Annotated in this window: 15 protein-coding genes and 1 riboswitch; of the genes, 4 read left to right on the top strand and 11 right to left on the bottom strand. The window is 37.5% G+C overall.

Going from position 1 to position 18,437, the window contains the following annotated elements:
• Window position 1 precedes the first annotated feature (1 nt).
• The 6 genes from CWR45_RS08080 to pruA all read right to left on the bottom strand — a co-directional run bounded on the left by CWR45_RS08080 (window position 2) and on the right by pruA (window position 6,699).
• Window positions 2-1,009: an ABC transporter substrate-binding protein gene (locus CWR45_RS08080; RefSeq protein WP_115749364.1), complete on the bottom strand. Its 1,008-nt coding sequence runs from the start codon at window positions 1,007-1,009 to the stop codon at window positions 2-4.
• Between the two features lie 106 nt (window positions 1,010-1,115).
• Window positions 1,116-1,225, bottom strand: a riboswitch (TPP riboswitch).
• A 353-nt stretch (window positions 1,226-1,578) separates the two neighbouring features.
• Complete coding sequence (locus CWR45_RS08085) at window positions 1,579-2,319, bottom strand: amino acid ABC transporter ATP-binding protein (protein ID WP_115749365.1); 741 nt, start codon at window positions 2,317-2,319, stop codon at window positions 1,579-1,581.
• 11 nt (window positions 2,320-2,330) lie between these two features.
• A complete protein-coding gene (locus CWR45_RS08090; RefSeq protein WP_115749366.1) occupies window positions 2,331-2,993 on the bottom strand; it encodes an amino acid ABC transporter permease in 663 nt (220 codons plus the stop codon).
• A gap of 41 nt (window positions 2,994-3,034) precedes the next feature.
• Window positions 3,035-3,832 (bottom strand): transporter substrate-binding domain-containing protein, encoded by a 798-nt coding sequence (locus tag CWR45_RS08095; RefSeq protein ID WP_115749367.1) that lies wholly within the window; start codon window positions 3,830-3,832, stop codon window positions 3,035-3,037.
• Window positions 3,833-4,093: 261 nt separating this feature from the next.
• Window positions 4,094-5,110, bottom strand: a complete 1,017-nt coding sequence (locus tag CWR45_RS08100) for a proline dehydrogenase family protein (RefSeq protein ID WP_115749368.1) — start codon at window positions 5,108-5,110, stop codon at window positions 4,094-4,096.
• A 41-nt stretch (window positions 5,111-5,151) separates the two neighbouring features.
• Window positions 5,152-6,699 carry an L-glutamate gamma-semialdehyde dehydrogenase gene (gene pruA / locus CWR45_RS08105; protein ID WP_115749369.1) on the bottom strand — a complete coding sequence of 516 codons (1,548 nt, stop codon included), beginning with the start codon at window positions 6,697-6,699 and terminating at the stop codon, window positions 5,152-5,154.
• Window positions 6,700-6,941: 242 nt separating this feature from the next.
• Between pruA and CWR45_RS08110 the strand changes: the two genes are divergently transcribed.
• Complete coding sequence (locus CWR45_RS08110) at window positions 6,942-8,321, top strand: sigma-54 interaction domain-containing protein (protein WP_115749415.1); 1,380 nt, start codon at window positions 6,942-6,944, stop codon at window positions 8,319-8,321.
• Between the two features lie 149 nt (window positions 8,322-8,470).
• Here the strand turns inward: CWR45_RS08110 and CWR45_RS08115 are convergent, their stop codons facing one another.
• Together CWR45_RS08115 and CWR45_RS08120 are read right to left on the bottom strand one after the other, a co-directional pair.
• Window positions 8,471-11,563: an AAA family ATPase gene (locus tag CWR45_RS08115; RefSeq protein ID WP_115749370.1), complete on the bottom strand. Its 3,093-nt coding sequence runs from the start codon at window positions 11,561-11,563 to the stop codon at window positions 8,471-8,473.
• 78 nt (window positions 11,564-11,641) lie between these two features.
• Window positions 11,642-12,832 carry an exonuclease SbcCD subunit D gene (locus CWR45_RS08120; RefSeq protein WP_115749371.1) on the bottom strand — a complete coding sequence of 397 codons (1,191 nt, stop codon included), beginning with the start codon at window positions 12,830-12,832 and terminating at the stop codon, window positions 11,642-11,644.
• A gap of 468 nt (window positions 12,833-13,300) precedes the next feature.
• Here CWR45_RS08120 and CWR45_RS08125 point away from each other — a divergent pair, with 468 nt between their 5' ends.
• The 3 genes from CWR45_RS08125 to CWR45_RS08135 are packed head-to-tail and all read left to right on the top strand — an operon-like array spanning window position 13,301 to window position 14,390.
• Window positions 13,301-13,528: a spore coat associated protein CotJA gene (locus tag CWR45_RS08125; RefSeq protein ID WP_115749372.1), complete on the top strand. Its 228-nt coding sequence runs from the start codon at window positions 13,301-13,303 to the stop codon at window positions 13,526-13,528.
• The gene (locus CWR45_RS08130) at window positions 13,521-13,784 is read left to right on the top strand and encodes a spore coat protein CotJB (protein WP_115749373.1); all 264 of its coding nucleotides are present in this window, start codon (window positions 13,521-13,523) and stop codon (window positions 13,782-13,784) included. Before CWR45_RS08125 ends, CWR45_RS08130 begins: the two co-directional genes overlap by 8 nt.
• A 36-nt stretch (window positions 13,785-13,820) precedes the next feature.
• Window positions 13,821-14,390 (top strand): manganese catalase family protein, encoded by a 570-nt coding sequence (locus CWR45_RS08135; RefSeq protein WP_115749374.1) that lies wholly within the window; start codon window positions 13,821-13,823, stop codon window positions 14,388-14,390.
• Between the two features lie 279 nt (window positions 14,391-14,669).
• On the opposite strand, the gene CWR45_RS08140 is transcribed toward CWR45_RS08135, so the two are convergent.
• From CWR45_RS08140 to CWR45_RS08150, 3 genes are all read right to left on the bottom strand, one after another.
• Complete coding sequence (locus CWR45_RS08140) at window positions 14,670-15,719, bottom strand: FUSC family protein (protein ID WP_115749375.1); 1,050 nt, start codon at window positions 15,717-15,719, stop codon at window positions 14,670-14,672.
• 311 nt (window positions 15,720-16,030) lie between these two features.
• Window positions 16,031-17,203 carry a hydroxymethylglutaryl-CoA synthase gene (locus CWR45_RS08145; RefSeq protein ID WP_115749376.1) on the bottom strand — a complete coding sequence of 391 codons (1,173 nt, stop codon included), beginning with the start codon at window positions 17,201-17,203 and terminating at the stop codon, window positions 16,031-16,033.
• 557 nt (window positions 17,204-17,760) lie between these two features.
• On the bottom strand, window positions 17,761-18,426 hold the full coding sequence (locus CWR45_RS08150; RefSeq protein ID WP_115749377.1) for a reverse transcriptase-like protein: 666 nt from the start codon (window positions 18,424-18,426) through the stop codon (window positions 17,761-17,763).
• Between the last annotated feature and the right edge of the window lie 11 nt (window positions 18,427-18,437).

An 18,437-nucleotide genomic window follows, 5' to 3' on the forward strand; every position in this document is an offset into this window, starting at 1 on the left:
ATTATTCCCCCTCATTTTCTGGTAAAAATTCATTCGTGAATGCCTGCTCACTATCTAGCTTAGCTTCCAATAATCCATTATCATACATCCATGCTGCATAATTATCCCATACTTCCTGCTTCTGTTCTCCCCAGCGTGTTGCATCATCTTGATATTTCGATGCCAACCAAACCTGGCTTGCTTTTACTAACTCTGGATCTAAATCAGGAACTGCAGCAATTAGAATATTTGCTGCTTCTTCAGGATTGTCGATTGCAAGCTGATATCCTTTTGAAACTGCATTTAAGAACTTCTCAATAGTTTCTGGATTGTCTTCTATCATTTTCTCATTTGTCGCAAGGACTGGTGTATAATAATCCAGCTTCTCACTATAATCGGTTAAATAAACCATGTTGATTGGCTCATCACGAAGTTCTGCTTCAATTCCAGTCCATCCGTAATAAATCCAGGCGAAATCAATATTCTGCTCCATTGCAGTAAAGAAGTCTGAATCACCAATATTGACAACTTCAACTTGCTCTACGTCGGCACCATCTTGTTTCATAATCGAGTCGAGTACTGCCTTCTCGACAGGTGCACCCCATCCACCGTAGGATTTACCCTCAAAATCCTTTGGCGATGTAATATCTTTATTTTTTACCGATGCAAACCCAGAAGTATTATGTTGAATTACGGCCGCAATTGATACGATTGGAATATCCTGGATTCGTGCTTCTGTTATCGATTCCTGATAACTTACCCCAAATTCTGCTTGTCCTGACGCGACTAACTGATTTGCACCAGCCTCACCTGGCATGATGATGTCTACATCAAGTCCCTCTTTTTCAAAATAACCTTTATCTGCCGCAACATATAAACCGGTATGATTCGTGTTTGGCGTCCAATCTAATACAACGGTTACTTTCTCTAAATCCTGCTGGCCATCTGTGTTATCAGATGTTTCGCTATCATTATTCCCACAAGCGGCGAGTATAATGAGCAAAAAACTAATGAATACAATCTTTTTCATTATGAACTACCCCCTTATATAAGTTTGATAGAGGCTGCTCTTATACAAATAGCTTCATCGCAAAATTTAAATGCGCCCTAGAATAAAATCCCAGGGCGCATACTATTTATGTATCAAGCATGTTCCCTACGCTGGTTTTAGCCAGATCAGGTTCTAAGAGTCAGTATCTAACGGATACAATCTCAACCAGCAACACTGGTTCCCCTACAACTTATAATCTATTTAATTTATTATTACAATAATACTATGACATAGAAAGTGGATAACTTCAAGTATGACGAAAGTTTTGAGTGAGATACTACTTTTTTGGACAGGCTTTGCAAGGAGGTGATACTAATATGTCTGCGGATTTTGCTAATAATTAAGCGTATGAATTCTAATTATCTATGGATAAAGAAAATAATAGCATATAATAATAAAAAGAACGCTAGCGAATTAGCGCTGACGTTCTAATGCACGATATGGTTCCATTTAACGGGGATAATAACATATCATCGAGAATAGAGCTGTCAACAACCGAAGTTCTTTAACAAGTCATATCGTGTAAAGAATCTTATTTTATCCATCTCTCACAATACTTTACTCAGGAATTCTCTTGTTCTTTCCTCTTGTGGGTTTTCAAATAATTCTTTTGGATTACCACGTTCAATAATTTTACCATCATGTAAATATAATATTTTATTGCCAACTTCACGCGCAAATCCCATTTCATGCGTAACAACAACCATTGTCATTCCTTCTTCTGCGAGCTGCTTCATTGTTGCTAGCACCTCACCTACCAACTCTGGATCTAGTGCAGAAGTTGGTTCATCAAACAACATAACATCGGGCTTCATCGCCAAGGCTCTTGCTATTGCCACACGTTGTTTTTGTCCACCAGAAAGCTTTGAAGGATACACATTAATTTTATCGCTAAGTCCAACTTTTTTTATTAATTCTATTCCATCCCTTACTGCTTGGTCCTTAGGGATTTTCTTTACTTTAATCGGGGCTTCTATCACGTTTCCAAGTACCGTTTTATGGGGAAACAAGTTAAAATGCTGAAAAACCATCCCTACCCTTTCCCTTACTCTGTTTAAATTATGTGTTTTTGGATCGATTATTTCCCCATCTAGCACAATAGTGCCACTATCATTTTTTTCAAGAAAATTCAAGCAGCGCAAAATAGTGCTTTTTCCTGACCCACTGGCCCCAATTAATACAACAACCTCACTTTTCATTACTGTCATATCAATATCTTTTAGTACATGGAGGTCTCCGAAATACTTGTTTAGTTTTTCAACACGAATTATTTCAGTTTTATCATCCATATAATACCTCCCTAATCACTAACCGACATTTTTCTCTCTAAAAACCTCACAAGCATTGTAAACACATAGACTATGAAAAGATAATAAACAGCAACAACTAATAAATATGTCATAAAGTCAAAATTGGTAGAGCCTTCGAGATTAGCTACGCCAAACAATTCCTGCATGCCAATAAAGGAGGCTAGTGAAGAGTCCTTGAGCGCAATAATAAATTGATTACCAAAAGAAGGAATCGCACGTCTAAATGCTTGAGGTAAAATAATCCTCCTCATTGTTAAAGCAGCACTCATACCTAATGAACTTCCTGCCTCCTGTTGCCCCTTATCTATAGAATTAATCGAGCCGCGAATAATTTCCGTCAAATATCCTCCCACATGAAAAGCGAGTGCTATTGTTACTGCCCAAAAAGTTGGCATTAGTATGATGTTCGTTAAGCCATAATACAGTACAAATATTTGCACAATAAGTGGTGTTCCTCTAATAATCCAAACATAGAAATCTGAAATCCACATGAGCAGCCTAATCTTAGTTAACTTCAAAAAGGCGAAAAACAATCCAAATACTAATGCAAACATAAAGGCACAAACGGTTATACCAACTGTTAAAAACATCGCTGCAATAAATAAATCGTAACTTACGATAAACGTTTCAAAGAAATGGTAGAGGGAATCCAAAGTTCTTCACTCCTTCAAATGAATAGCACAATAAAGGCATTTTATTCTGCAATGTCTTCTGGTGGCTCCGTAACGTCGAAACCTATCCACTTAATTGAAAGCTCCTTTAATTTTCCATTTTCTCTTAATTCATCCATTGCCTTATTTACTGCCTCTAATAGTTTCTCCTTTTCCTTATGAATAGGGATCGCTTGTTCTGTTGAACTAAATTGTTGGCGTGCTTCTAGTTTTAAACCATGTTCAATCGCGGTTTGACCTGATATTGCATCATTAATTCCTGCGTCACCATGCCCTTCAGCTACAGCCTGCAGTGCTCTTAAGTCATCATCATAAAAAGCAAATTTATCCGTATATGCTTGAGCCTCTTTATAATAATTAGAGCTTCTATTTAGAGCGACAGTTTTCCCTTTCAAATCCTCTACCGTTTCGATATCACTTCCAGGAGGTGAAAAAATCATTGAGCCAGAATAATAATATGGGTGAGTAAAATTAACCTGTTCTTTTCGCTCTTCCGTTATGGTATGGCTGTTAATGGCAATATCATAGCGGCCAGTTTGGATTCCAGTTATCATCCCGCTAAACTCCGCTTTGACGAATTTCGGTTCCAATCCTAGTATATTCGCTATTTCTCTCCCAACATCAATGTCATAACCAACCATCTCTCCATCTTTCATATCAGTAAAAGGGATAAATCCACCTGAAGAAACAATTGTTAAATACCCAGGCTCTACAAGGTCAAATTCTGCCTTGGCATCATCGGGTTCAGATTTAGATCCACAGGCTGCTAGAAGCAATAGTAAAATAACCGACAAAAGGAAAAAGCTTACTAATTTCTGCATTGTTTTAGCTCCTTATTAATATTTTTTAACCTTTATTACTCCCTTCAACCGCCTTTCCCGATAAAATAGAAACTAGTATTTTAGCAAAATAAATTTTTATTATCTTATGTGAAGATGTCCTAGGTTAGAATGCCTACTTTTAACTTACAACCAATTTTAATTAAAGTATTTCATAGCGAATCCAAATCGTTTCTCTTTTCATCTACTAACACCATAAAAAAATAACCGCATCATCAAAGACACGGTCATTTTCCAAGACTATTATACTGCTTTTCTCCTCCTCGTTTGCCTTTTCCTCAACAGCATTAGTGCTGACGAAAGAGCAATTCCCCCAAGTATTATTGGCCGCCTTTTTAATTTATCATCATTCGTATAAAAGACATCCTTCAATACTAGATTCATATTTTGCGGGCGTTCAGCAAGCCGGCGCATAAAGTATGCGAACCAGTCCGTTCCAAATGGAATATAAGTGCAGAATGGATACCCTTCCTCAGCGAGTTCATACTGCATTTCCGTTCGGAAGCCGTAGAGCATTTGGAATTCGAATTTACTTTTATCAATCTTTTTGTCAGCTATAAACATCTTCAATTCATTAATAATGTGGTGGTCATGAGTTGCAATCGAGGTAAACGCATCGCCTAATAAACGCTCTTTTGCAAGCTGAATAAAATTCCGATCAATCTCCTCTTTTGACTGGTAAGCTACGGATTCAGCTTCTTTGTATGCTCCTTTTACTAGGCGAATTCGTGTATCCTCTAAACCTTCCAAATCATCTGCAGCACGATATAAATAGGATTGTATCACTGTACCGATTAGTGGATACGTATCTTTAAAAAGATGCAAGACCTCCATTGTCTGTTCGTAGTGGGAATAGTCTTCCATGTCAAAGTTGACAAAAACATTATATTCCTTCGCTACATCAAGCACTTCCTTAATGTTATCAATACAGAATGCACGATCAATATCCAATCCAAGCAAGGTTAATTTTACAGAAATATGGCAATCCAGCTTCTCCACATGAATCTTTTCTATTATCTTAATTAACTCCTGTTTTGCGGCAGTCGCTTCTGATTTTACAGAAATGTACTCTCCTAAATTATCAATCGTGCAGCTAATCCCATTTCGGTTAAGATCCTTCACCACTTTGGTTACGCTCTCAATATTTGTGCCTGCAACAAATTTTTCAGCACCTAATCGGAATCCCCATTTTTTTGCTTGATCATTCAAACATTTATTATTAGATAAGCCAATGAAAAAATCCCTCGTCACATTCGCCATGTCCCTTTCTCCTTTAGCTATTGGCTATTTATATTCCAGCATTAAAATGATTCTGACACTACTTTCGCTTCCAGAAAGTGCTGCAAATAATCTGGTCCTCCTGCCTTCGAGTCGGTACCTGACATCTTAAAGCCACCAAATGGTTGATAGCCAACAATTGCCGCAGTACATCCACGGTTAAAATAAAGATTACCTACGTTAAAATCATAGCGGGCACGGTTTAGATGTGCTCGATTATTGGAAATTACTGCTCCCGTTAAGCCGTAGTCCGTATTATTTGCGATTTCTAACATTTCATCAAAGTCTGCTGCTTTCGTAAAGGCGACAATAGGACCGAAGATTTCCTCCTGCATGATTCTAGCTTGAGGATCTAAATCCTTGAATATAGTCGGAGAAACAAAGTATCCATTAGTGTCATCTGTTTCACCGCCGTGGACGAGCACACCTTCTTCTTTTCCTATTGCAATGTAGTCTCTTATCTTTTCAAACTGTTTTTTATTCACGACTGCCCCCATGTAAACATTAGCATTAGCAGGGTTACCAACTGTTAATTGCTTTGTCAAAACAACTACTTTTTCTAAAACGTCATCGTACACATCCTGATGAATAACTGCTCGTGAACATGCAGAACATTTCTGTCCAGAGAAACCGAATGAAGAGTGAACGATCGCTTCAGCTGCTAAATTCAGGTCTGCGTCATTATCCACGATAATTGTGTCTTTTCCTCCCATTTCGGCAATCACGCGTTTTAGGGATTGTTGTCCTTCATACACTTTCGCTGCCCGTTCATAAATTCGTGTTCCAGTCGCTCTTGAACCAGTAAAATTAATGAATCTCGTCTCCTTGTGATCTACCAAATAATCCCCAATCTCTTCCGGATCTCCTGGAATGAAATTTACGACTCCCTTTGGCAACCCTGCTTCTTCTAGTACCTCTATTAATTTATAAGCAATGACTGGTGTATTTTCCGATGGCTTTAATAATACTGGATTTCCAGCTACTACTGGAGCAATTGTCGTACCGCATACAATTGCAAACGCGAAATTCCACGGTGGGATTACAACTCCTGGACCCATCGGTTGATAAAAATATGCATTATGCTCATTTGCCCGATCGTTCAGCACCTTCCCCTGTCCAAGCTCTAACATTTGCCTGCCATAATATTCTAGGAAATCAATTCCTTCTGCAATATCGCCATCCGCTTGATCCCATGGTTTTCCTGCATCATATACAAGCCAAGCAGAAAATTCATGCTTTCTTCTGCGAATAATTGCTGCAGTACGAAAAAGTAAATCCGCGCGCTCTGCTGCAGTCCATTTTCTCCATGTTTTAAATGCTTCTAGTGCTGCATCCATTGCTTGATCAACATGCTGCTTCGTAGCTTTGGAAACTTTACCAATCAGTTGCTCCTTATCAGCTGGATTCGTTGAGATTAATTTATCCTCTGTAAAAATTTTCTCCCCATTAATTACGATAGGATATTCCTTACCCAAATGCTCCTTCACTAATGCTAACGCTTCTTCAAAATCCCTACGATTTGAATCGACATTAAAGTCTGTAAATGGCTCATGCTTAAACGGTAATACCATTCCTTACACCTCCAATATAATTGCCTTTCTTGTATATTCTATTGCAAGAATCATGCCAACATTATTCAAGTACAGCATTCTTTTAGCGTTTTCCATGAGTGGAACATTTAATTATTTCAATGCTCAACATTCCAATTGTAAAACTGAGGAATTATTTTATAATAGTTGTAAAGTATATTTACAATGTTGTAAACATACTGTATATAAACAATACAGATTTCGGGAGGTTACTTGATGTGTCGATGTCCCAATACTATCTTGATGCAATATTAGCTACGGAAGATGATGCCATTACTGTTGTCAATGAGAAGATGGAGGTAATTTACTGGAATATTGCAGCAGTAAAAACGTACAATATCGAACAGTCAGAAATACTTCATAAACCAATTGATGCGTTTTTCCATAATGATGATTTAATGGTGCTTAAAGTGCTGCGAACAAAAGAGGCCGTGAAAAATATGTATCATCAGCCTAGAAACGATACACATGTTGTCATCAATGCATCGCCTATTTTTAATGGTGAAAATGAAATAATTGGTGCAGTATCCATTGAACGAGACATTTCACAAATCGTGAGATTAAATGATAACCTAGCACACACCTCATCCGAATTATATGAACTACGACAAAAGGTCATAACGAACAACGAGGATACCCCCTTCTCTAAGTTAAAGGGAAGCAGTCCAGCATTAAAGCAAACGATTCAAATTGCAAATAAAGCAGCGAAGACTAATGCAACTACTCTTATACTCGGAGAAAGTGGGACTGGGAAGGAAATCTGCGCACGTGCCATTCATGAAGCAAGCTTAATAAATGGCGGACCGTTTATTCCCGTCAATTGCGGAGCCATTCCTAATGCTTTATTTGAAAGTGAGCTATTCGGTTATGAAAGCGGATCCTTTACGGGTGCCGATAAAAATGGCAAAGCTGGAAAAATTGAAATGGCAGATGGCGGCACCATATTTCTCGATGAGGTTGGTGAACTTCCATTAGAAATGCAGGTCAAGCTGCTTCGTGTTCTACAAGAAAATGTTGTCTATCGAATTGGTGATTCCTCTGGGAAAAAGATTAATGTTCGCTTCGTTGCCGCAACAAATCAGGACCTAGATGAACTAATGAAAGAGAAAAAATTCCGCAGTGATCTATATTACCGACTAAATGTGATTCAGATTACGATGCCACCTTTACGAAATCGCCTTACCGATATTTATGAGTTAGCAAACTACTTCCTAAATCAATTTGCTGTAAAATATCAAGTCACTAGTCCAAAATTAGAAGCGGATGCATATCAATTTCTCCTTGGCTATCATTGGCCAGGAAATGTTCGGGAACTAAGGAATGTGATGGAAAGAATAATTATCCTATCAGATACTTCGGTTATTCAAAAGCAAGATATCTCGCGATTTTTTCAACAAAATGGATCTAATTCTTATTATGGGGTCGAATTGACCGAAGCAAAGAAATTACCTCGTCAAATCGATCACTTAGAAATACAATTAATCGAGGAGACACTAATAGAAATGAATGGAAATAAGTCTGCTACAGCTAGGAAACTTGGAATTTCTAGAATGACGCTTTATAAAAAGATAGATAGATATGGAATTAACATTACGACTTTTTAATTTGATAATAATGAGGTTCACATACTTATCTGAATGTGAACCTCTCAACATTTTTATTTATCAATCCTTCTGTATCGTAGCAATTTGGTCTTCGATATCTGAAATTTTTTTTCGTTCTTTGATTTCACTTCCATCTAAAAAAACACAATTTATTTCATAATAAACTTCGCCTGGCTGTAGCCTTCCTTCGTCTTCTTAACCTCAAGCATTGCTGGGAACATGGCTTTCAGTTCACCAACATGGGAAATGACACCAATCATTCTTCCTGATTGCTGCAGGTCAATTAATGCGTCAATTGCCTTTGTTAGAGATTCCTCATCTAACGAACCGAAGCCCTCATCAATAAACATCGTATCAATGGAAATATTGCCTTGGAAGCTTTGAATGACATCCGACATTCCGAGAGCCAATGAAAGTGAAGCATTAAACTTCTCTCCACCAGATAAGGTTTTTACATCACGCGCCTGTCCGGTATAGGCATCATAAACATCTAATGCCAAACCACTCTGTCTGCCATGCGTTTCTTGACGATCACTACGCATTAAGTAAAATTGTCCATTTGATAGTCCACGTAAACGACCATTTGCAGCATCGATAATTTGTTCCAAGTACTCAATTTGTAAGTATCGTTCAAATGAGAGTTTCATATTGTTATGCCCTCGCATCACATCATATAATTCCGCGATTGTGGCTAGTTGCTTTTCCTCTTTCTCTACTTCAGTTTGGGCATTGGTAATACTTTCCTTTAACATGGCAGCTTGCTGATTATTTTCCTTCGACAGATTCAACTGTTGGAATGTATACTCGTATGCCTGCTTTAGTTGCGCTAATTCTTGCTCAAGAGTAGTTAAGTCTATCTTCGTCTTCTCCTTAAGTGAATCTTTTAATTCATTTACTTGTTGCATTAAAGTAGTGAGAAGTTGATTAAATTGCTTAATTGCATCCTTCCATTTTTGCTGTTCTTCTTCTGGAAGCTTGGCTTGAGAATATGCGTCAACCGACTCGAATTTAGCATTAGTTAGTGCTTCCTTAAATTGGTTTTCAGACCGTTCACGCTTTTCCTTCGTTTCTTGTAATTGCTTCATTGCGTTGGAAAGGTCAGCCACTATTCGCGTCTGCTCTTCTTTTGCTTTTTGGTAATTGGCTTGTGCTTCTTCCCAAGCCTTTTGCATTGCTAATTTAAGGACATGCTTTTCACTGATTTGCTTTTCTAATTCCGCTAAAACTCTAACCTCTTCCGGAATTTTCTTTATTCTATCTTCATATACTGCAACATCACTCTTATAAGTTGTTTTCAACTCATAATATGACTTTTCAATTTCGTCTTTTCTTGGCTCTAACTGTTTTATTTCCGAAGTTAATTTTTCTTGAACTTCTTTCATTTTCTTAAGCTGGTCGCGAAGTTCAATTAATTGCTTCTCTTCCTCACCTAATCGTTTCCCATCTAATGTTAACTGCTCAATAGCAACCGCTACATCCTGCAACGCAATATTAAATGAACGAACCTCATGTTCCTTCTCCTCTAGCTGTGCCTGATTTGCTCGTAGTCCAACTGTGGCATCACGGTATTCACGATCTACATTATCTAAGTCACGCTTCAATATATCCAGCTGTTCTCTAGTCACCACATCCGTTGCTGTAACTGCTTTATTCGGATGTTCCAAACTTCCACAGACTGGACAAGCTTCACCATCATGCAAATGTTCCGCCAATACGATTGCTTGATTATTTAACCATGAACCTTCTGCCTGCTGATAAGATGCTTTATGTTGTTCGAAAAGTCCTTTCTTTGTTTGGACATCTTTCTCAAACTTGTCTTGGGCATCCTTCAGCTTTCGGTATGCCATCAACACTTTTACTTTTTCACGCATAACTTGTAAGGTTTGTTGTTTTTCGTGTAATTGGCTTACTGCATTATCATTCACTTTAATTTTTTCCTGATATGCTTCAAGCTCGTCCCGTTTTACCTTTAGGACTTCTTTTGCTTTATTCAAGTCATGTAGAGTTTGCTTCCCTTTATTTTCGAGTGTTTGTAAATGCTTTTTTCGATCATCAATATCCTTCACAATTGGTAAATGATCATTTAATTGTTCTAGCTGTTTACTTACAAATTCTCTTTTTTCCTGATTACTTTCTTCCAATTTATACCGTTCTTCTGCTTTTGAAAAATTTAGCTCCACTTTTTTCTTCGTTTCTTCTACTAGTGCTATATTTCTTTGTTTTGCCTTTTCCTCGGTTCGCAGTTCTTCAAGATGTTTTTCAAAAATCTCAATTGTATTCGCACGTTCTGCCGCTTCCAGCTGTTCCTCCCTTTTAGCAAAATGTGGAACTTGTGCCTGCTGCTCCTTTAGCTGGTTTTCTTTATGATCCAACTCAGTAAACCGCTCATTTATTGCTTTTGCTTGATGAAAAGCAGTTTGCTTCTTATCATGTGAATGATATGCTTCTTCATATTTTTGTTGGTCAAGCTCAATTTTCCCAAGATAAAATTGAATCTCTTTTTCTAGTCCTGCAATAACTTGATTGACGTTATAGTATTCTGATGTAAGCACATTAAATAAAGATGAATCCTCACGTTTCGGCAAGACGCTCATGATGTTCTGAATATAATGATCTCTTGTTTGCTTTATTTTATTAAAATCTTGCTCGACTTTATTCTTTTTATTTCTTAATAGCTCATTCAAATGCTTGTAATTCTCTGTTTTAAACAATCTTCTTAAGATCGCTTCTTTATTTTCTGTTTTGGAGGTTAGTAATTTGCGAAACTCTCCCTGTGGCAGCATGACAATTTGTTTAAATTGGTCCTGTGTGAGACCAATAATTGATTCTATTTTCTTATCGATTTCCGAAACGATTTGTCGATCAACACAAGGAATCTCTTTACCATCCCGTTGTTCAAAAAATTCATATCGTTCCCCTGTTTTCGACTTATTTCCTTGCTTAACGTGGCCTAATTGGCGAAGCACACGAAATACTTTACCACTTAATTCAAATTCCAGTTCTACCGCTGTATTCGTATTATCGTCAGCAAAATCACTGCGAAGCATTCGATTATCCTCGCGATCCGTTCCACTTGCACTTCCATATAAAGCAAAACAGATAGCATCGAAAATCGTCGTTTTCCCTGCACCAGTATTTCCGGAAATAACAAATAATCTATTTTCCCCTAGTTCAGTGAAATCTATTATTTCTTTACTTTTATATGGACCAAATGCTATCAACGTTAATTTTAGTGGTTTCAATCTAGATTCCCCTCTCTATTTCCACTACATAAGTTCAACTAAAGCTGTCAAAAAAAGACTCCATTTAATCTTAGTTTTCTATGAAATTACTTCTGTTTTTTTCGTACTTTCGCCTGTTTCGTTCTCCTCTTTTAGAAGCTCATCAAGAACTTCGATAAATATTGACTCTGTTTCTCCAGTTGCCTCCGCACCTTTAACTTCCTTATAGAACGCTTTAAATAGATCAATATCACTTAATTTGCTTCGGCTCTCCGATGCGTTTCCTACCGTACGCATTGTCGTTAACGTATAGTTTTTACGCTCGACATGCATAGCATTTGGATAAACAGAACGAACTTTCTCCATTGGTGATAAAACTGGAGTCTCGTCCAGTAATTTAATAAATACATAATCCTCATTTATCGGTTGTTTCAGTAGATCATCCAATGTTGCTTCAACCGTTCTCATATCACGTTTTGGAATGAGTAATCTCTTTTCAATTGATACGTTTCCGTCCGCATCCATCTCTACAATATGGAAGCCCTTTTTATGGTTTTCTTCCGAAATGGAGTATTTTAAAATCGAACCGGAATAACGAATCTTTTCAGCCAATACATGATGTGCCTGATGCAAATGACCTAGTGCTGTATAATGAAACGGTTCGAAATGATGGGCATCGACATATTCTGCCCCACCAATTGACAACGGACGCTCTGAATCACTCGTATTCTCCTCAACCTCGCCGAATGGTGTGACAAATGCATGTCCAACATATATATGACGGCTAGCAGGATCCATCTTTTTCTGAATACGCTCAACAATCTCTCTTGCTGCATCATTATGCGTACGAATCTCGTCATCCTCTAAGACATTCCGTACTACACTTGGGTCACAATATGGAATAAGATGAAATTGTACTTCCCCGAATTCATCATGAAATATAATAGGTTCGATCTCCTTAGTGAAATTTCCAACAATATGCAGCCCATTTTTCTTCATGATACTGCTGCCAAAATTTAATCTTCCAGGACTGTCATGATTACCCGCTACAGCTAAGACTGGTGTTTGTAAATCAATCACGATTTTTTCCAGCACCTCATCCAGTAAATGAACCGCATCTGTCGGTGGGACCGCACGATCATATAGATCCCCGGCTACAATTACCGCATCCGGCTTCTCTTTTTTAATCATGTCGATGAATTGCTCTAATATAAATCGTTGGTCCTCTGTCATATATACACCTTGCACTAATTTTCCTAAATGCCAATCAGCTGTATGGAAAAATTTCATTAACCTTTCCCCTTTCATTTCTAGTATTATAGTAAACAATTATTTTAGTTTAGAAACACATATCAAACATTCATCTAGTTATATTTTAACATGATGGGCGCCTTATCGATTCGCTCAAGTTGTTATCTCAGACCATTTTCTATAAGCTTGGTTATTTTTTACTCTACTATGCAACTTGGAATATGATTGGTCACTAACTAGTCGCAGAGAATATAATCTTTCTCGGCCTTTATTTAAGATAGTCGATTAGCAAGATTTAGTCAAAAGTGCAAAACTAATTTTTATAGTGTGTATTTCTTTTAAAAAAGATGAACGATTTTCCAAAATTGCATTTTAATTGATGATTGGGCGATTTTACAATTGTTCATCTATCGAAAGTAAAATAAACGACAAGTTTTTAATAGATGAATAGGACCTGCCCTATCCCCATACATATAGAAAGAATGCAATAAACGGAAGGAGGATCTTATGTCCACACAATTTAAATACTGGGAACCTTATGTTAGCCCCTTTGATCCATGTCCGCCAATACGAATCAAAAGCTATTCCACGCCCCCGAACCTTTATATGACCTTTCAACCAACAGGACTTGCACAATTTCAAACGCCCAGAGAAGCATTGCATCATGGGACACTATGGCCCGAACTCTTCAGCCCTTATCCAAATCCACATAAATGGGGGGAGCAGGATGGCTAAGCAGGTTCCTAAAGAATTTTACCAGCTGCTTAGAGAAATTCAGGAAGTTGATTTTGTCTTATTGGAATTAAATCTTTATTTAGATACCCACCCAGATGATTATGATGCCATTGAACAATTTAATAACTTTTCACAAAGAAGCAGGGAATTAAAAATAAATTTCGAACAACAATTTGGTCCCTTAATGGGATTCGGTGCGAGTTACTCAAATTATCCATTTGATTGGGGCAATACGCCGTGGCCATGGCAAGTATAATTGGAGTCCTACTGAATTAGATGGGAGGAGAATCGTTTGTGGTATTATGAAAAAAAGCTCCAATATCCGGTAAAAGTATCCGAGTGTAATCCAATGCTAGCGAAATTCTTAATCGAACAGTACGGTGGAGCAGACGGTGAGTTATCTGCCGCATTACGCTATTTAAATCAACGTTACTCGATACCAGATAAAGTGGTAGGCCTATTAACCGATATTGGCACAGAAGAATTTGCTCATCTTGAAATGATTGCCACGATGGTCTATAAGCTCACAAAAGATGCAACCCCTGAACAGATGAAAGCGGCTGGTCTTGGAGCACATTATTCGAATCATGATAAAGCACTCTACTATGAAAATGCAGCAGGGACACCATGGACTGCCGCTTATATCACTGCAAAAGGGGATCCAATTGCTGATTTGTATGAAGACATTGCTGCCGAAGAGAAAGCCCGTGCAACATATCAATGGATTATTAATCTTTCAGATGATCCCGATTTAAATGATGGCTTAAAATTCTTGCGGGAAAGAGAGATTATTCATTCACTAAGATTTCGAGAGGCCGTTGAAATCTTAATAGAAGAACGAGACAGAAAGAAGATTTTTTAAATAGTGGATTGAAAATGACGTGTGAATGCTTTTGCTACACGTCATTTTGTTTCTGTTCACTTACACTCACCCAGGAATTTTATCGAAAAACGTGCCAATCTGTGATTTAGCCTAAAATGGCACGCTAATGAGCTAGGACTATATGGAGAGTAAGGAATATAAGGAATGGTTTTTACTACAAATCCTAATTCGAAAGACAGGTAAATACGATGATATATCTGAAGCAGCTCTATACTATAAATTTTGCTACTTCACACATTAAAGCCGTAATGATTTACCTTAACTTCTATCTTCCTTCGCCTCTTTTATCCTTACAAGTCTCTCCAATTTATCAAGCTCAAAGAATAATTCTACAATGCTATTGGCGATAGGAAAAACAAAGGTCCATTTATCAAACTCAGAGCCCTGTAGTTCCTCAATCAGATTATTTATTGTTACTTGCATTGCAGCCTTCGTTTCTTTTTGTAAATCTTTATCTAAGATGATTTTATTTTCATATAAGAGGACAATATTTTCACTGTAATTATTAATTTCTTTTACTAATTTCTTAATCAGATATGCTTTATGGCTTTGAATTGCCTCGATCTCTTTAATATTCTTCTCAAGCTCTCGAATCAAGGTTTGCTTTTTAATCAATACTCGGATCATATGCTTATAAATGATCACATTTCTTAAAAAACGAAGCTTATTTTTGATTATAAGACTATTACGCTCGTCGGAAATTATTTCATAATAATTCTTTGCATCGTTAATTAAATTTTCTATTTGTCGATCTTCTTCCTTCATTTGTGGCACGTTCATTGTCTCGTTTGGAATAACGCGCAACAAAAAGTTTGTTTTCTCGCTTGCTTTTTTAATGATTCTAAATAAATTTCTCTGATGATCGGGCGGAAACACAAGTACATTCGTAATTAATGCTGAAAGTACCCCAATCGTTACCAGCGATAACCGTTGAACAATATAGAGAAAGCTAATTCCATCACTAGTTGCTAGCATTAACGTGACAATTGTCAATACGGTCAAACTGACGGTTTTATTCAAGCCGAGCTTGATATTAATTGCGATTGAAATAATCACAACCGCTCCAACCGAAAGTGGATGATTTCCTAGTAGGAGCGTACCTAGGATAGCAAAGACAGATCCAATACTATTTGAAATAATAACTTCTTTAAGATAGTCGTAGGTGCGCATTATTGAGGGCTGCATTGCAAGTACAGCAGCAATCGCCGCTACCAATTCTAACTCCAGCCCAAGCATCGCTGTAATGATTAATGTTAACGTAACTGCAAGGCCCGTTTTTACCATGCGGGGACCGATATTGAATTCCATTTTTCGCACCTCTACTAGTTAATGAATAAATCGAAGCTCTTATAACAATATGATGTAAACATTCTCTTTATTCTTATGCTTTTGCTTTTCATACAAACCTATTATAGTTATATCCTAAAGGCTTTTCAATCTAAATTTTCTAGACATAAAGTTGATTTTCGCTTCAGAAGCAGCAAGCCTTTAACAATCATCGTCCAAAGTTAAATAAATACCGGAAACAAATAGGGTAAGGCACCATTACTATAGTTAATACCCTGTGAGAGATGACTGTTCACAGGGTATTAGCGTTTTTTTATATAATAGCTTCGAATCTATCTTTCTTTGTTTACATATAATCGCATATGGTCTGCCATACCAGATAAGCATATTGTTGCAGGATCCTTCTCAATATCCAGCTCGATAGTTGAGCCATCAACTGGTAAGGTTTCTTGGAAAATTCCCTCATATTCTGCTACACTTACTTCTTTTCTTGAAGCAAATAATTTCGTATGGCTTTCAACATGTAAATTTGCTTTAAAATCGGGCTGCAGTATTCCTGTAAAGAACTCTCCGACAGCACCAGATCCATAGCTGAATAAGCCAATTCTTGATCCAGCTTCTAAGTCTTCTTTCTGTTCTAGGAGGGATAGCAAGCTTAAATATAATGCTCCAGTATAGATGTTACCTACATTTTTATTATATGACTTACTAATCTCATAGTTTGCTAACAAGCGATCTTGATCTGCCTCACTTCCTTCTTCCAAAATGGTTCTTAATGCTTTAAGACCCATTTTCGTATATGGAAGATGATAGCAAATTGCTTCAAAATCCTCGATTGAATGACCTGTTTTTTCCTTATAGGCTTTCCAAACGTTTGAGAAGAATGCAATATACTGTTCATTTGAAAATTTGCCATCAACATATGCTTGATCTGAGTAAGTTGGGCGCCAGAAATCCATAATATCCGCTGTCAAATAGGCACTTTGATCTTCTAATTCCATAATTTTTGGTTCTGCACTAATGACAATTGCAACAGCACCTGCACCTTGTGTTGATTCTCCAGAGGTGTTTAGGCCATACCTAGCAATATCCGAGCCAAGTACGAGCACCTTACTCTCAGGATTTAAAGCAATATGTCCCTTCGCCATTTGAATTGCAGCAGTCGCACCATAACAAGCCTGCTTTAATTCAATTGACCGTGCTTGCGGATTTATCCCTAATAAATGATGGACATAAACCGCTGCAGATTTTGAGTGGTCGATTCCTGATTCTGTACCAAAAATAACGAAATCAATCTTTTCTTTATCATTTTCATCCAAAATTTCCAATGCTGCATTTGCTGCTAATGTAACGGAATCCTGAGTTACCGGAGCAACTGCCATCTTTTCCTGTCCAATTCCGATCGTAAATTTTGCTGGTTCCACGTTTCTAGCAACTGCCAATTTGTTCATATCTACATATAAATGGGGTGTAAAAAAGCCGATTTTATCTATTCCAATTTTCATCGCTATTTCTCCTTTACTTTCTGTATGACTATTTCTTTTATATAACGTTTTTAACCAATTTAGTAATATATCACGTGATGCTTTTCACAATAAAATTTTTATGAAAACGAATACTATAAATGATAATATATTCTATCTTTAAACACAACAAATATGGCGTTGTCTCTTATTAGTAAAGTGAATAACTGCGACTACACGTAAGCTTGGGTCATGAGAAATCCTAGTTCTCCTTTTGATTTTAGCTCGTACATCCGGCAGAAGATTTCTCATGGACCGACCGCTACGGAAATACACTACGCTTTCCGCGGGCGGCTGGCGATCCTCTTTGTGCTATCGCACTTCAGAGTCTCACCGAGGCCTTTCCTCCCGCAGGAGTCTACGTGTATTTCCTTCGCTAGGTTTGAGCAATTGCTATCTTATATATTATCGGTCTGTACATGCGAGTCGCCCAAGGAAAGCAACTATCCGGAGTGAAAATCAACATTGCCCTAATTCGCAATTTATATCAACGCATCATCTTAAAACATCATTAATCGCAGCTTAGAAGCATTGTATATTTATTTTTCTTTATCAATCTCTACCGTACTCCTAATTTCAATCCCATTCAACGCTTGAGTCGCTAGATGGTCTGCTTCTTTATTTTTCTTCCGTGAGACGATTTCATATTCAGGGGTAATGCCTAATCGTTCCAATTGTTCTTCAATTCGATCAATCCATTTCGATAATTCTGCTTCGTAAACTGGCCATTCACCGTTTAGTTGATTGATGACGACGAGAGAGTCACCAACAAAAGTAACGGGGAGATGGTGAACACCTAAAAGCTCAACTTCTTGTAATCCAAGGTGGAAGGCAGCGTATTCTGCTTCATTATTTGTTTCAAGCTCCTCAACAGCGGCATTAATTCTTTGTCGAAAGTTTTTCCCATTTTGTTCGTAGTAAATAGCACACCCGAGACCAGACTTTTTCGATTTCAAATCAAATCCACCATCAAAATATACCGTTACATTATGTGGTTCAGTTTGGATACCCTGCATGTATTTATTCAGTTCCTTCATTGTCCATCTATTTTCAAGACGATCAATAAAGGATAGGATTTTTGCCCGTCCTGTTTTTTCTAGATCTTCCGCAATTAATATTGCCTTTTCTACTCGCATTTCATCCGAAACGAATATCGCTTCCGTACCTTTTGCTGTTTTATATGTTAATTCAATTTTTATATTCATAGGTAGCACTC

Origin of the sequence: Oceanobacillus chungangensis, assembly GCF_003369565.1 — a bacterium.
Lineage (GTDB): Bacteria > Bacillota > Bacilli > Bacillales > Amphibacillaceae > Oceanobacillus > Oceanobacillus chungangensis.